Source organism: Blautia sp. AM23-13AC (assembly GCF_003435675.1).
GTDB lineage: Bacteria > Bacillota > Clostridia > Lachnospirales > Lachnospiraceae > Fusicatenibacter > Fusicatenibacter saccharivorans.
Window position 1 is genome coordinate 483244 of the sequence record NZ_QTUL01000001.1, and the last position, 15764, is coordinate 499007.

Here is a 15764-nt window from a genome sequence, read left to right on the forward strand (position 1 = left end):
AGATATTTCGTTATTCTTCTGTCATCTTCAGAAATTCCTCTTCTGAGATCACCGGCACGCCGAGTTCGCGCGCTTTCCGGTTTTTGGAGGAACTGGATGTCGTGTCGTTGTTGATCAGATAGCTCGTCTTTCCCGTTACACTTCCGGTGGCTTTTCCGCCGAGCTCCTCGATTCTTGCCTTTAATGCATTCCGGTTCGGGAAATGTTCCACACTTCCGGTGATGACGAAGGTAAGACCGGCTAATTTCTGTTCTTCCTGGCTTGCCTGCGGCTTCTCAATCGTCAGATACGACAGAAGGCGCTCAAGGCGTTCTTTATTTTCCTCATCCGCAAAGTAATCCACGATGCTTTTTGCAATCACTTCTCCGACACCGTCGATCTGCGCGAAATCCTCCGCCGATGCATTCCGGATCCGGTCGAGATCGAAATCGAAGGCTTTGCAGATCATTCTCGCGTTTGCAAGACCGATATTTAAGATGCCAAGTCCGAAAATCAGACGGGGCAGCGTTGTGTTTTTCGCGCGCTCGATGCTGTCGATCAGATTCTGGTATGATTTTTCACCGAAACCGTCCATCTCCACAATCTCGTCGCGGTAGCGGTCGAGACGGAAAATATCGGCAAACTCACGGATGAAGCCGTGGCCCACGAATTTTTCGAGCGTTGCCTCCGACATGCCGTCGATGTTCATCGCGTCGCGGCTTACAAACAGGGTGAATGCCTTCATGAATTTTGCCGGGCACTCCGGATTCGTACAGTAGAGGGTCTCGACATTGTTCATCATCTGAATCCGGGTGGCACCGCCGCAGGCAGGACACGTTTCCGGAATATCGCGCACACCGCTTCTCGTCAGATTCTCTGAGATCTGTGGAATGATCATGTTTGCTTTGTAGACAAGGATTTTATCACCCACACCGAGATCCAGCGAACGCATGATACTGATGTTGTGGACGCTTGCGCGGGAAACCGAAGTTCCTTCCAGCTCGACCGGCTCAAAAACCGCAACCGGATTGATGAGACCGGTTCTCGACGGGCTCCACTCAATTTCAAGCAGAGTGGTCTCCTTCTGTTCATCCGCCCATTTGAAGGCGAAAGCGTTCCGCGGGAATTTCGCGGTTGTGCCGAGTGATTCTCCGTAGGCGATATCGTCATACAACGCGACAAGGCCATCGGACGGGAAATCGTTTGTCTCGATTTTCGTGGAGAAATATTGCATCGCCTCGTCGAGGTTATCTTTGGTGACAACCTTGTATTCCACCACCTCGAAGCCCTGCTCTTTCAGCCACTCCATCTGACGGATTCTGGAATTTTCGAAATCCTGTTCCGGAGCGCTCACAAGCGCAAATGCCATAAAATGAACGTGGCGTTTTGCCGTAATCTCATTGTTCAGCTGGCGCACAGAACCGCTGCAGAGGTTCCTCGGATTCTTGTATTTCGCATCGACATCCTCAATCTCCTCGTTGATCTTCTCAAAATCGGAATAGCGGATGATCGCCTCGCCGCGCAGAACCAGCTCTCCCTGGTACGGGATTTTTAAGGGAATATTTTCAAACACTTTTGCATTGTTCGTGACAACCTCTCCGATCACGCCGTTTCCACGGGTGACGGCCTTTGCGAGGGTACCGCCGCGGTACGTCAGAACGACGGTCAGACCGTCCATCTTCCAGGATAGCAGCGTTTTGTGATCCCCGATGAAGCTGCGGAGCACTTCCACATCTTTCGTTTTATCAAGGGAAAGCATCGGCGACTCGTGCGCTTCTTTCGGCAGTTCGTCCATCGCCTCGTAGCCGACTTTTGTGGTCGGGCTTCCGGCGAGTGTTACGCCTGTTTTTTCCTCTAATACCTGCAGTTCGTCATACAGCGTGTCGTACTCCAGGTTGCTCATGATCTCCCGGTCTTCCTGGTAATAGGCTTTTGCCGCTTCGTTCAGCTTTTTGACCAGTTCTTTCATCCGTTCTGTCTCGTTCATCGCTTTTCCTCCCCGATCTGCTTTTTCAGTTCTGCTAATTCTTTTTCCGTTAAAGGGCGGTACTCCCCTGTTTTCAGGTCTTTCAAGTGAATATTCATGATCCGCACACGTTTCAGCTTTGTGACACGATATCCTAATGCTTCGCACATCCGCCGGATCTGACGGTTCAGCCCTTGCGTCAGAATAATCGTAAAGCTGCGCTCTCCCGTTTTCTGGATCCGGCACGAGCGCGTCACGGTATCGAGAATCGGCACGCCGGATGCCATTTCTTTCAGAAATTCCGGTGTAATCTCTTTGTTTACCTCGACCTGGTATTCTTTTTCGTGGCGGTTTCTGGCACGCATGATACCGTTTACGATCGCACCGTCGTTCGTCATCAGAAGGAGGCCTTCGGAATCTTTATCGAGTCTTCCCACCGGGTAAATCCGCACCGGGTAGGACAGATAATCGATGACGTTGTTTTTCTCCCGTTTTTCCGCAGTACAGACGATGCCGCGCGGTTTGTTGAAGGCGAGATAGACTTTTTTCTCCTCCGGGACAACGGTTTTGCCTTTCACGACAACAACGTCGCCAGACTCCACCTGCATGCCGGTTTCCGCGCGTTTTCCGTTTACCGTAATCTCGCCCGCTTCTGTCAGACGGTCCGCCTCCCGCCGCGAGCAGACGCCCGCATCACTTAAGTATTTGTTTAAGCGCATGGTTTTATCCTTCCAAAAAAGCAGTTTCATAAAAACCAGAAACTGCTTTTTTTGTTTTGTATTATTCTATTGTTCCTACTGAATGCTCTCTACATATACTCTCAGGGAAGCATCTGCATCGAGTGCATTCCGATAATCGTTCTGAACCTGTTCGATCAGATTTTTGACTTCTTCGTTTTCGAGCGCCGCTTTCATAGCCTCGGTTACGGCCGCATCGCTGTCAGTATCATCCATGATTTTCAGGCCGCCGTCTTCTGTCGTGTAGAGATAATACTCCGAAAGCATCGGCAGGGTCTGGTTGATTCCCAGATATTTGCATCTGCTGCTGACAAACGCGATGTACGTTCCGTCGCTTGGACCGCTGATCGTGTAGACCTTTACATCTCCGTATGACTCCACATCGCTTTCTGCCTCAATCTGCGCCTGCTCCTCCGCGGTCAGATTATCTGTTACTGCAAAAAGACCGTTGATATCCCTTGCACCGAGCGCGGTGTAATACTGCTCCAGCACGGTGCTTACTTCCGGGACATTGTCCGTGGCAAAGGAGACAGCCGTATTATCGGTATTCTCTGTATTACTGGTATCGTCTGCCGCTTCCGGCTCACTTGTCGGCTCAGCCTCTGCATCCGGCGCGCTGGCAGTATCGGTACTGGAAGCATCTGCACTGGAATCATTCGCGGAATCCGAAACGTCCGATGAAATGCCTGTGCTGTCCTCAGAATCTGCTTTGCTGTCTGCTTTTACCTGTGTCTTTTTATCCGGCACATTGTTTCCGGTGCTGCTGCTTGTTACGGTTCCGCCGCTCGATTTTCCATCGTTTTTTGGTGACACCAGATGAACGATGAGAAGAACCGCTGCCACAATCAGGAGAATTGCTCCGATCAGAAGCATGTAGCGCAGATTATCGGAAATCCATTCCCGGATTTTATCTTTTGTTGTCATTGGTTTTGCCATATTTTTCCTCCTTCATCAAAACTGATCCGCCGGATCAGTTATTGATATGCTCAGCAAGCAAAAAAACCTCTACTTCACACCGAAGCAGGGGCTTTCCTTATCCTGCGCCGGTCCTGCCCGCCGCAGCATGCCATGTAGCAAAAACGCGTCTGGAGGGATTCGAACCCCCGACACACGGTACCGGAAACCGTTGCTCTATCCCCTGAGCTACAGACGCTGATGTGATCTGTTTTCTCAACCACACTATGATAGTTTACCACAGACTCCTGCAATTGTAAAGTATTTTTCCCACCCAGCCGCCCATTTTTTTCTTAAATTATTCGCAGACTATTCTGCCACACAGCTTACGTTTCTTCCTCACACAGCGTCAGTTCCCCGCTTTCCCGGTGGTAATAATAAACGTGATCCGACAGAATCTCCTGCGGCTTGACCGTCTTTTCATTCACGTCCCGTACCATGTCGGAAAGACACTCCTCTGGGAACACATCATAATCTGGAATCACCATGCACTCATGGATACTGCTCGGAATCACATAAAGACTTGCCTCAAAGCGCTGCGAAAGACTCTCCAGCACGCCGGGATAGCACATGCAGATTGCACCCAGCTTTCCTCTGCGGTTGCTGACCAGGTAAAACTGTTCCGCCAGCGGACCAAGCTCGAACAGGGGAAATGTTACTCCGTACTCCTCTTTCAAATACACCATAAGGCTGTCTGTGCGCACCGGCAGATCCCGCAGGGTGTTCTCCCAGGCACGGGCATCCAGCTCCTCCGCCGAAATTCCCCACAGCTCCCGGTGCGTCTCGTGGATCAGAATTGTCGCATCCGGCACGCGGTTTCCCCGCATCTGGTAATAGTACACGACCGCGAGATCGAGAAATTTTCTGTGCGGAACTTCGGAGAGCAGCGTACGGTTTTTCTCCGCATGAATGAGCTCGCAGTAGATCTGCGGCGCAGCATTTTTCCAGTTGGTAAAAAAGGCAGCTTTCTCCGGTCTTCTCGCCTCCGCTTCCACTTTCCGGTACTGCTCCAGTACCTTTTCTGCAATCTGAGAAAGCGGCACGCCCTGCAGACAGCATTCATACAGAAGCTCCACGTAGATCGTCGGTGCAATCCAGTCCTTCTTTCTGCTGATGACAAACGCCTCTTTTTCGATACCGTTCAGCTTCTGCACCGATTCTATCTTCACCTCAAAATCATCGCCGGCTTTTCTTTTCAGCAGCGCGGCAAGCTGCTCTTTGAACATCTGATAGTCCATTTTTTCCCACCTTTCCTGTTTGATTGCCTTTTGTATTTTTGCTTTACGGAACAAAAAAAGCTCCGAAAAACACAACTTAAAAACCTCTGTACAGATCTGTATATGCCAGAGATTCGTTGGTTCGCGGAACTTCGAACGATGAGAAAAACGGGCCCGGACTGCTTCCGACAGCCTTTATCAGCCATTTTTCAGACGAATATTCTATTTATTTAGAAAACCGTGTCCGCCACAAAGAAAGTTGTGACGGACAACGGCGGGAACAGTCTTACTTATACACGGGACAGATATTCACCTGTTCTGGTATCAATTTTGATTTTGTCTCCCTGGTTTACGAACAGCGGAACGCTTACGGTAGCACCAGTCTCAACGGTAGCCGGTTTGGAAGCACCCTGTGCGGTATCTCCCTTGAAGCCTGGCTCAGTCTCGGTGATCTCAAGCTCTACAAACAGAGGCGGTTCGATTGCGAATACATTTCCGTTGTAGGAACATACTTTAACCATTTCGTTTTCTTTTACAAATTTCAGAGCATCTCCGATGGTCTCTTCGTTCAGAGCGATCTGCTCATAGTTTTCTACGTTCATGAAGTAGAATAAATCACCATCGCTGTACAGATACTGCATGTCTACACGCTCGATACGAGCCTGCGGGAATTTCTCAGTCGGACGGAAGGTACGCTCTACCACACCACCGTTGATGACATTTTTTAATTTTGTTCTTACGAATGCAGCTCCTTTACCAGGTTTTACATGCTGAAATTCAAGAATCTGAACGACCTGACCATCGATCTCGAGGGTAACGCCGTTTCTAAAATCTCCTGCTGAAATCATTCTGATTTTTCCTCCTTAACATAGTACGATGCGCCAAATGCGCACCATAGGCTTATCTTATAATATAATATTTTTCCCGATTTTTCAACTGTTTTTTTTCGTAATCCTGCCGCGGGCCAGATCACGCTCATAAAAGAACAGTACAATGTGCTCCAGATACCGTTTCAGAACGATCTGAATTTCCTCTTTCGGATTGATCGGCTCGGTCAGAATATTGTAAAGTCCGGTCCGTTTTGCACCGTACACATCGGTGAAAAGCTGATCCCCGACAAAGACCGCCTGCTCCTCTTTGATCCCCATTCTCCGGCATGCCTCCTGGTAGTTTTTCACCGAAGGCTTGTGCGCATTTTCGATATAGATAGAACCGACCGCATCGGCAAACGGAGCCACACGCGGTTTCTGATTGTTGGAAAGCAGACAGGTGGAAAAACCAGTCTCCCGAAGAGACGCAAAGAACGCAGCCGCCTCCTTCGTTGCCGGCGCACCGTGCGGAACAAGCGTATTATCGATATCAAAAATCACGCCCCGGTATCCTTTCCGGTACAGATCCGCGTAATCGATCGTATAGGCACTTTTTTCTCTCCGGTCCGGGTAAAACATCCGCATCAGTATAGTTCCCCGGTTCTTCTGGTTTTTTCCACTCATCTTCTTTCTCCAATCCTCTTTTCGTTTATACAGTAACTTTATTCTTCTTTCAGAAACTCCTGCAGAGCCTCAAAATTTGCTTTCATCTGGTCATAGCCGTGCTGGTAAAATTCCCGCAGCTTCTCCTCGTCCTTTTCGAGACGCGATACCGCCGGTATCTCCGGGCGGATCACAAAGACGGAGCCTTCTTCTTCCCATTTTTCGATGCATTCGAGTACCTGGTTATAATGTTTCGCGCGGTTTACAAGCGCACGCACGAGATTCGGGTATTTGCGGAATGCCGCCACATACAGCTCCCAGCCTCTCGTTCCCTCTTTTTTGCGGTAACCGAAATTCCGTGTCAGAATAATGACATTTTTTCGGTGTCCCGTCTTTAAGGAACGGATAATCGGGATCGAATCGGCAACACCGCCGTCGACGTACTCGTTTCCGTCGATCTCCACCATCGGGCAGGCGATCGGCATGCTCGATGATGCACGGCCAATTGCAAGCAGACGTTCTTTATTTTCGCGGTCATCCAGATATTCCGCGCGTCCCGTCTCACAGTTTGTCACAACCAGCTCACACGTCTGCGGCGATGCAAAATACGTATCAAAATCAAATGGAAAAATCTCATACGGATACCGTTCGAACACCATATCCATGTCGAGCAGTGCTTTTTTCTCAACGATTGTCTTGATATTCTTATTGACGTAGCGGTTTTTCTCATCCGTGACAATCATACAGTCCCTCGTTCTGCCAATCTGGCGCGATACATAGTCCAGCGCATTGCAGGCTCCGGCGGAAACGCCGATCACATGAGGGATATAATACTCCTGCTCCATCAGAAAGTCCAGCGCTCCTGCTGTAAAGACGCCGCGATTGGCCCCTCCTTCCAATATGACTGCTCCGGATTTTGTTATGCTGTAATTTTTTGTCTCATTCATTCTCCTGCACTCTCCTATTTTTCACAATGACACATTACTTCCTGCACAGAGCAATGCCGGAGCAGATCGGAAAATCCCGACACGCTCCGGCCCTTCTGCCTGTTTTATCTGTTTTCCAGCGGAACATAGTCCACTTCATCTTTGACACTCTTGTACGCCGGGCGGATGATCTTGTCGGTGTTGATCAGTTCCTCCATCCGGTGTGCACTCCAGCCGACGATACGCGCGCAGGCGAACATCGGGGTGTAGAGCTCCAGCGGAAGATCCAGCATGCTGTAAACGAAGCCGCTGTAGAAGTCGACGTTTGCGGATACACCTTTGTAAATATGGCGCTCCTCGCCGATGATCTTCGGAGCCAGTTCCTCGACCATAGCGTACAGCCGGTAATCTTTCTCTCTGTGTTTTTCTTTTGCCAGCTGCTCAACGAAGGTCTTGAAGATGCGCGCACGCGGGTCGGAAATGGAGTAAACCGCATGGCCCATACCGTAAATCAGACCTTTCTGGTCGAACGCCTCTTTGTGCAGCAGCTTTCTTAAGTAATTCGATACTTCTTCCTCATCCGTCCAGTCTTTGACGTGTGACTTCATATCGTCGAACATCCGCACAACCTTGATGTTTGCACCGCCGTGCTTCGGTCCCTTTAAGGAGCCGAGCGCCGCTGCAATTGCGGAGTACGTATCGGTTCCGGAAGAAGAAACAACATGTGTTGTAAAGGTTGAGTTGTTACCGCCGCCGTGCTCCATGTGGAGGACGAGGGCAAGATCGAGGATCTTCGCCTCCAGCGGGGTGTATTTCTGATCCGGGCGGAGCATCAGCAGAATGTTTTCTGCGGTGGAAAGCTTCTTCGACGGATTGTGGATATATAAACTTTTTCCCTTGATATAATGGTTGTACGCCTGATAGCCATAGACGGACAGCATCGGGAAAACAGAAATCAGGTTAATGCACTGGCGAAGCACATTCGGAAGGGAGGTATCATCTGCGTGGTTGTCGTACGCGTACAGGGTCAGAACGCTTCGGGACAGAGTGTTCATCATGTCCTTGGTCGGCGCTTTCATAACAACGTCACGCACAAAGTTCTTCGGCAGGGACTGCTGCTGTTTTAAAATCGTCTTAAAATGCTTAAGCTGCTCTTCATTCGGCAGATTTCCAAACAGGAGCAGATAAGCGACTTCTTCAAATCCCATACGGTTTTCACTCAAAAATCCCTGGGTCAGTTTTTCCACGTTGATGCCGCGGTAGTACAGACGTCCGTCACACGGTGTTTTGACGCCGTCAATGATATCCGAAGACACAACGTTTGAAATCTGTGTCAGTCCCGCAAGGACGCCAACGCCGTTGACATCGCGCAGTCCGCGTTTTACATCGTATTGCCCATACAGCGAAACATCCATTTTGGAGTTATCCAGACAGATGTTTGTCAGTTCCTCTATTTCCGGTGTTACTTTCATGCTAAAAGCCATATGCATTCCCCTTTCTCTTCTCTTTTTTTACTCACTTTCGCTCATTATAGCATTAAACCAAGGGATTCGTATACTGAAATTTTTATAAACATTCGAAAAATTTTCGTAAGATTTTGTCTCACAAAAGGTATCAGGCTTCTGTTTTACATGCATCGAAGGCTTGATCCAGTGCGTCCAGGAAATCTCCCATCACGTAATACAGCGTCTCAAACCGCAGATAATCGAGGACGTTTTCATCCCACATAAACTTCAGCACCGGCGGGAATTCCTCATCGGACTCCCAGAACTGGAAGACGAGCGGCAGAAACGGAAAGACATGAAAAACAAAAGCAGCGTCTCCCGGGAAATATGGTTTTCCGCCAAGGGAAACGCATGCTTTTTTCAGCTGTTCCACATGCCCGTCATACCGTGCGGCGCGGCTGTCGTGAACGCCGGACGCAATCGTGCGGCCTTTGATCGTTCCCTTTAAGGAATTGGTACGCGCATACGTGCCGGCGAGCACAATCTCCTTCTTTCCGCAGCAGAGCAGGTCGAAAATCGTCAGCGTCTCATTGAAACTGCCCTGATGTACATGAAGAAAATGGTCTTTTGATCCCTCTACAACGCCGGTATGGCGGTTCACTCTCCATTCTTCAAAAAGATACGGCACATAGAAATAATCGCCATCAAACGCAAAGCCATACTTTCCTTCGATCTCCTTCTGATCGTATGTCAGAAAACGTTCCTGCATCTGATCACGCATTTTAATATAGTTCGACACTTCCATTTTTTTGCCTCCCGCTATTTGTCGAGCATCTTTTTCAGCTCGTCCATGAACGTGTTGACGTCCTTGAACTCACGGTAAATCGACGCAAAGCGGACGTACGCCACCTGATCCAGGTCTTTTAAGTAATGCATGACCTTCTCTCCGATCACAGAGCTTGGAATCTCGCGTTCCTCGCCGTTGAAAAGCTCCGTCTCCACCTTGTTGACCATCTCGTTGATCTTCTCGGCGGACACCGGCCGTTTGTGGCAGGCGCGCAGGATACCGGTCTCGATTTTCGAGCGGTCATACTGCTCGCGGTTCATATCTTTTTTGATGACGATCAAAGGGATCGTCTCCACTTTTTCGTATGTCGTAAAGCGTCTGCCGCAGACATCGCACATCCGGCGGCGGCGGATCGCATTGCTGTCTTCAATCGGGCGTGAATCCACAACCCGGGTATTATCCTGATTACAAAATGGACATCTCATATCTTTCGTCCTCGTTTCTAAATAAGTATTTCGGAAAGTTTTCTACTTTTACAGTATACGCATTTTTCCGTGAAATTCAAGTCAACTGCAGCAACATTTTCGCATATGTTTTTCCATAGGAATCAGTAAAAAGGAGCACCGCATGCGCGTTGTAGATCTCCGCCAGAAAGAAGTTATCAATATCTGCACCTGCAAAACGCTCGGCTGTCCGATTGATGTGGAATTCAATCCAAAAACGGGACATCTTACCGGACTCGTTCTTCCGGGTCCTGTGAAATTCTGCGGCTTTTTCTGCCACGGCGAGGATTTTGTGATCCCATGGGACCGCATCTGCCAGATCGGCAACGATATCATTCTCGTCGAAATTCCGGAAAAAGAGAAAAAACAGCCCTGATCAACGGATATGAAAACCGAATTCCGATTCCAGCGGAATCTTCGTCCATTTTGCATCCGTGATTTCGATGTAGCTGGAGGTGCGGATCCTTTTGATCATCTCCGTGATCGTCTCCTCATCACCCTGCACCTCCATCTCCACCGTCTCATCCCAGCAGTTTCTCACCCAGCCTGTCAGCCCGAGCTGGTAGGCAGCATAATACGCCCGGTAACGGAACCCCACGCCCTGCACCTGGCCGTAGAAAATCACATGGTACCGGATTTCTTCTTTTTCGTCTCTTCTGTCTCGTTTCGCTGTCTCGTTCATATTTCTCTGCCTCCCAACAGTCATTGCCTAAAATTCGTCTGCCGTCGCACAGTACAGCGGAAGCGGGAACCAGTCGGATGGAATGTTCTTCCAGATTTCAGATGGAACCTTGCTTCCCTTACTTGCCAGCGGTGAAAGAAGCAGTTCCTGCGCCTGCTCCCGGTTGAGTACATCTGCCCCCGGATGGGCTTCCCGTGTCACGGTCACAGTTCCATCTTTTACCGTCACGGTCAGCGGCTGTCCCTCCAGTACGGCAGACCACGTTCCATCGCTGATGCCCATCGTCTCTGCTTTCATGGTCAGCATTGCCTCGATGACGTCTGCAAATTGGAAAATACGGTACATCGCGGAACCGCAGCGCTCTTTTGTGAAGCTTTCGCAGACTTCCGATAACGCTGCTGCTTTTCCGGTCTCATACACCGGAATGGAAATGAAAAGAGAGTCAAGCGCATTTTCTTTTAAATAAGCGGCAAGTGCAGGAACGAAATCCTGTTCCTCCAACACTTCTGCTTCCACAACCTGGTTTCCGCCGCAAAGTGCCAGATATCCGATCCGCTCACCGTTTTTCCAGATTGCAATTGCCTGCTCGCCGAACGTTTTCAGGCAGGCTTTCACATCCTCTCTTACCACGTAAAGCGGTTTTTCCTCATTCAGCTTCTTTGCAAAGGCTGCCGCCTCTTCGTCCGCTTCGCCGTTTTCCGGAAACAGCGGCGCAAAGGTGTAAGCGGAGAGTTCCCCGTTTTTCCAGGTATGGCGCACATTTGCCACATCCAGGTAAAACGTGTATTTTTCACTTCCCGGCGTAAAGCCAAAGTAGGCATACCGCTGTCTCTGGCCGTCCAGTGCCAGAAGATCACACGTTCCTTCCAGATCCGTAATCCAGTCGCCAAGAAGACGCTTCATGTGGCCTTCGCCCCTTGCCTTTGGATGCACGGAAACGCTTCCCACATATCCTGCGCGGAGCAGCTTACCCCCTGCTGCCATTTGCTGCGGAAGCACCGCAATCTCGGCCCGGAGTCTGCCGTTTTCCGCAACAGCGACGCGGTGGATCCGTGCCATTTCCGGTCCTGCCTGATAAACCCTTGGAATTAACTGCTCAAAGTCGTGCGGACGGTGTGCCGTGCTGAACACGTAGTTTGCAAGTTCGATGCAGTCCTCCCACTCTTCCGGCTTTGCAAGTCTGTACTCTGTCATAATGTAAAAACCTCCTGATCCTAAAAACCCTTTTGTTTTTGCTCTTCTTTTTCTCTATCCTAACGGATTTTTGTCCTTTTGTCACGAAAATTCCGAACAAATTGCAATATTTTTGCTATATCTGGTAAAAAAAAGAAACGCGCCCGGAAATTTTCATTCCAGGCGCGTTTCCCTTTTCTCAACGTTTCCTGTTTTACTGGATTCCTTTTACGGTGTAATCCTGTGCCTCTACGGCTGTTTTCAGCACATCGTCTGATACAGGAGCTGTCAGTGTTACAACGGCTGTTCCTTTTTCATGGCTTACTTCTGCGGATGCAACACCCTCGATTGCCTCAAGTGTTTTCTTCACTCTTGCCTCGCAGTGGCCGCACATCATGCCCTCGATTGTCATGGTTTTTACCATTCCCTGTTCTGTTGTCATGTTCAGATCCTCCTTTAGAATTTCGTTTTTGATTCTTTTATCTTTTGACGCGTCGTGCATCCGAAACAGATTCAGACGCAGGGCGTTTGTCACAACGCAGAAGCTCGAAAGGCTCATCGCCGCCGCACCGAACATCGGGTTCAGCTTCCAGCCGAACAGCGGGATCCATACGCCCGCAGCCAGCGGAATACCGATGATATTGTAAATGAAGGCCCAGAACAAATTCTCGTGAATGTTCCTGAGGGTCGCACGGCTTAAGCGGATCGCTGCCGGTACATCGGAGAGGCGGCTCTTCATCAGGACAACGTCTGCCGCATCGATCGCGATATCGGTTCCTGCTCCGATGGCAATACCGATATCCGCACTGGTCAGAGCCGGTGCATCGTTGATGCCGTCTCCTACCATCGCTACTTTTCCTTTTTCTTTCAGGCGGCTGATGACCGCTTCTTTTCCATCCGGCAGAACGCCTGCGATGACTTCGTCCACACCTGCCTCAGCGCCGATGGCACGCGCGGTGCGCTCATTGTCTCCGGTCAGCATCACGACACGGATTCCCATATTCTGCAGCTCTTTCACCGCACGCGGGCTGTCCTCTTTGATGACATCCGCAACCGCGATCATACCGAGCATCTTTCCGTCTTCACTGAAGAACAGCGGTGTCTTTCCTTCTTCGGAAAGTTTTGCTGCCTGCTCTTCCATCTGTTTCGAGAGAACCGCTTTTTTCGTAATCAGTGCGCGGTTGCCTCCGCAGAGCTCTTTTCCGTTCCGTTTTGCCACAAGGCCGTTTCCAGGAAGCGCAGAGAAATCACTGACTTCTTCGCGGGCCAGGCCTTTTTCCTCTGCAAGTGCAAGAATCGCACGGGCCAGCGGATGCTCACTTTTCTGCTCCAGTGCAAAGGCACCTTTTAAAAGCTCCTCCTCACTTACACCGTCCGCCGGGACAAGATCGGTTACCTGCGGCTCTCCGCTTGTGATGGTTCCAGTCTTATCGAGTGCAACGATCTGTGTTTTTCCTGTCTCCTCGAGAGAAACTGCGGTTTTGAACATCGTTCCGTGTTTTGCTCCCATTCCGTTTCCGACCATGATCGCAACCGGTGTTGCAAGGCCGAGCGCACACGGGCAGCTGATAACGAGAACGGAAATACCTCTTGCAAGAGCAAAGCTGACGCTCTCTCCTGCAAACAGCCAGATCACAATCGTAGCAAGTGCAATGCAGATAACGGCCGGCACAAAAATACCGGAAACTTTATCGGCCACTTTGGCGATCGGCGCTTTTGTCGCTGCCGCATCGCTGACCATCTGAATGATCTGGGAGAGTGTTGTGTCTTCTCCGACTCTCGTCGCCTCACAGGTCAGGAAACCGGACTGGTTTAAGGTCGCCGCCGATACGCGGTCGCCGGCCTCTTTATCCACCGGAATACTCTCGCCAGTCAGCGCGGATTCGTTGACGGCACTCGTTCCCTCCAGGACAACGCCGTCCACCGGAATATTTTCGCCCGGGCGGACGATGAAATGATCGCCCTTTTTCACCTGATCAATGCCGACTTCCACTTCTTTTCCGTCTCTTAAGAGAACGGCGGTCTTCGGAGCCAGCTTCATCAGACTCTTTAACGCATCGGTCGTTTTTCCTTTGGAAATCGACTCCAGCATTTTTCCGACGGTAATCAGGGTCAGAATCATGGCTGCGGACTCGAAGTAAAATTCATGCATATAGCTCATGACTGCATCCATGTCCCCCTGTACCTGCGCTCCCGTCATGGCAAACAGGGCGTAGACGCTGTATACAAACGATGCGGTAGAACCAAGCGCTACCAGCGTGTCCATGTTCGGTGCTTTATGCCAGAGACTCTTGAAACCGCTGATAAAGAATTTCTGGTTGATGACCATGACCGCAATGGTAAGCAGGAGCTGTACCAGTCCCATTGCGATGTGATTTCCTTCAAAGAATTTCGGCAGCGGCCATCCCCACATCATATGGCCCATGGAGAAATACATGAGCGGAATCAAAAGAAGAACGGAGCTCAACAGACGGCGTTTCATGACCGGTGTTTCCTTGTCTTTCAGCATCTCTTCGTATTCTGCTGTGGAAGCCGACTGTGATGTGCTTCCCTTCTCGCCTTTTTTCGACGCACCGTAGCCTGCATTTTCCACGGCGGCAATAATCTCTGCCGGGGAGGCCGTTCCCTCCACGCCCATGGAATTTGTCAGAAGGCTGACTGCGCAGGATGTGACACCGGGTACCTTTGACACGGCTTTTTCGACACGGGTCTGGCAGGCGGCGCAGCTCATGCCGGTTACATTGTACTGTTCCATCGTATGTCTTCCTTTCTGTAGTTCTGGATTTTCTATTTCATATACCCTAATGGGGTATCTTGTTTTCTTCTACACTATATACCCTGTCCGGGTATTTTGCAAGTGTTTTTTCAAAAAATTTCCACTTCTCTTCTGCCATCCCCCGCACAATCCGGCCGGACCATCCTCAGAAATCCCTTGACAACCCGGCGCATGTATTTTATATTGAAGCAATCATGGATGATTTTTTCTTCTTCATCCTTCGGAGGTTTTTATGATTACATATGATTATTATCGCATTTTTTACTTCGTAGCACAATATCACAGCTTTACAAAAGCCGCGGAAATTCTGAAAAACAACCAGCCCAACATCACACGGTGCATGAACAATCTGGAAAGTGAGCTTGGCTGCAAACTTTTTATCCGTTCCCACCAGGGTGTCACACTGACAGCGGAGGGCGAAAAGGTGTATGAGCGTGTGGCCGTTGCCTACGAACAGCTCCGCACGGTTGAGGAGGAGCTGGCTCTTGAGCGGTCTCTTGAGAGCGGCCTTATCACAATCGGTGCGAGCGAGACGGCACTTCGTCTGATGCTGCTCTCCCGCCTGGAGCACTTCCACACCCGCTATCCGCACGTCCGCCTGCGCATCTCCAACCACTCGACGCCGCAGGCCATCCAGGCGCTCGAAAACGGTCTGGTCGACTTCGCAGTCGTCACAAGCCCGGTGGAAATCCGCAAACCGCTGCACAAGATCCCGATTTTCCCATTCCAGGAAATTCTGATCGGCGGATCGAAATATGCATCCCTTTCCGCAGAGCCGCATCATCTCGGCGAATTGTCAGAATATCCTTTTATCTCGCTTGCCAAAGACACCGGCACGCGGGAGCTGTACGCCGAGTACTTTCTGAATCACAACCTCGCCTTCCACCCCGATATGGAGGCGGCGACAACGGATCAGATTCTTCCTATGGTCGAGTATAACCTCGGCATCGGATTTTATCCGGAGGAGCTGGCACGCGATGCCTTAAAGAGCCGTACCGTCTGTCGGATTCCGCTCATCGAGGAGGCCCCCAAACGTGAAATCTGTCTTATCATCAACCCGCGGCAGCACCAGAACGCGGCGGCAAAAGAGCTGATCGAGGAGCTTCTGGAACGCGTATAAGATTTTATGAACTTTTGTTTGAAACAG

The 15764-nt window shown here is 50.2% G+C and carries 15 protein-coding genes and 1 tRNA gene; 2 read left to right on the plus strand and 14 right to left on the minus strand.

Annotation, left to right across the window (positions count from 1 at the left end; genetic code table 11):
* Positions 1-10: 10 nt before the first annotated feature.
* The 11 genes from ligA to nrdR all read right to left on the minus strand — a co-directional run bounded on the left by ligA (position 11) and on the right by nrdR (position 9968).
* Positions 11-1966 (minus strand): NAD-dependent DNA ligase LigA, encoded by a 1956-nt coding sequence (gene ligA / locus DW642_RS02180; protein ID WP_055228463.1) that lies wholly within the window; start codon positions 1964-1966, stop codon positions 11-13.
* Positions 1963-2664, minus strand: coding sequence for a pseudouridine synthase (locus DW642_RS02185; protein WP_117509172.1), 702 nt, complete (start codon positions 2662-2664; stop codon positions 1963-1965). The genes ligA and DW642_RS02185 overlap by 4 nt, the downstream gene beginning before the upstream one ends.
* Before the next feature lie 75 nt (positions 2665-2739).
* On the minus strand, positions 2740-3618 hold the full coding sequence (locus DW642_RS02190) for a hypothetical protein (protein ID WP_117509117.1): 879 nt from the start codon (positions 3616-3618) through the stop codon (positions 2740-2742).
* 144 nt (positions 3619-3762) lie between these two features.
* A tRNA-Arg gene (locus DW642_RS02195) sits at positions 3763-3835 on the minus strand.
* Between the two features lie 127 nt (positions 3836-3962).
* Entirely contained in the window at positions 3963-4874 is a 912-nt protein-coding gene (locus DW642_RS02200) for a DUF5688 family protein (protein WP_118666314.1), read from the minus strand.
* Between the two features lie 269 nt (positions 4875-5143).
* Positions 5144-5701 carry an elongation factor P gene (gene efp / locus DW642_RS02205; protein WP_022462517.1) on the minus strand — a complete coding sequence of 186 codons (558 nt, stop codon included), beginning with the start codon at positions 5699-5701 and terminating at the stop codon, positions 5144-5146.
* 84 nt (positions 5702-5785) lie between these two features.
* A complete protein-coding gene (locus DW642_RS02210; protein WP_117509173.1) occupies positions 5786-6310 on the minus strand; it encodes a YqeG family HAD IIIA-type phosphatase in 525 nt (174 codons plus the stop codon).
* Between the two features lie 74 nt (positions 6311-6384).
* Positions 6385-7272 (minus strand): patatin-like phospholipase family protein, encoded by an 888-nt coding sequence (locus tag DW642_RS02215; protein ID WP_055218274.1) that lies wholly within the window; start codon positions 7270-7272, stop codon positions 6385-6387.
* A 104-nt stretch (positions 7273-7376) separates the two neighbouring features.
* On the minus strand, positions 7377-8735 hold the full coding sequence (locus DW642_RS02220; protein WP_117509174.1) for a citrate/2-methylcitrate synthase: 1359 nt from the start codon (positions 8733-8735) through the stop codon (positions 7377-7379).
* A 130-nt stretch (positions 8736-8865) separates the two neighbouring features.
* Positions 8866-9501: a DUF3786 domain-containing protein gene (locus tag DW642_RS02225; protein WP_117509119.1), complete on the minus strand. Its 636-nt coding sequence runs from the start codon at positions 9499-9501 to the stop codon at positions 8866-8868.
* Positions 9502-9515: 14 nt separating this feature from the next.
* Positions 9516-9968, minus strand: a complete 453-nt coding sequence (gene nrdR, locus DW642_RS02230; RefSeq protein ID WP_022462512.1) for a transcriptional regulator NrdR — start codon at positions 9966-9968, stop codon at positions 9516-9518.
* A 142-nt stretch (positions 9969-10110) separates the two neighbouring features.
* On the opposite strand from nrdR, the gene DW642_RS02235 reads away from it, so the two are divergent.
* A complete protein-coding gene (locus DW642_RS02235) occupies positions 10111-10362 on the plus strand; it encodes a YlmC/YmxH family sporulation protein (protein ID WP_022462511.1) in 252 nt (83 codons plus the stop codon).
* Here DW642_RS02235 and DW642_RS02240 read toward each other — a convergent pair whose 3' ends face one another.
* From DW642_RS02240 to DW642_RS02250, 3 genes are all read right to left on the minus strand, one after another.
* Positions 10363-10668, minus strand: coding sequence for an acylphosphatase (locus tag DW642_RS02240; RefSeq protein ID WP_022462510.1), 306 nt, complete (start codon positions 10666-10668; stop codon positions 10363-10365).
* Positions 10669-10695: 27 nt separating this feature from the next.
* Positions 10696-11862 carry a GNAT family N-acetyltransferase gene (locus DW642_RS02245; RefSeq protein ID WP_117509120.1) on the minus strand — a complete coding sequence of 389 codons (1167 nt, stop codon included), beginning with the start codon at positions 11860-11862 and terminating at the stop codon, positions 10696-10698.
* Between the two features lie 193 nt (positions 11863-12055).
* Positions 12056-14596 carry a heavy metal translocating P-type ATPase gene (locus tag DW642_RS02250; protein ID WP_117509121.1) on the minus strand — a complete coding sequence of 847 codons (2541 nt, stop codon included), beginning with the start codon at positions 14594-14596 and terminating at the stop codon, positions 12056-12058.
* A 253-nt stretch (positions 14597-14849) separates the two neighbouring features.
* On the opposite strand from DW642_RS02250, the gene DW642_RS02255 reads away from it, so the two are divergent.
* The gene (locus DW642_RS02255) at positions 14850-15737 is read left to right on the plus strand and encodes a LysR family transcriptional regulator (RefSeq protein ID WP_117509122.1); all 888 of its coding nucleotides are present in this window, start codon (positions 14850-14852) and stop codon (positions 15735-15737) included.
* Positions 15738-15764 lie beyond the last annotated feature (27 nt).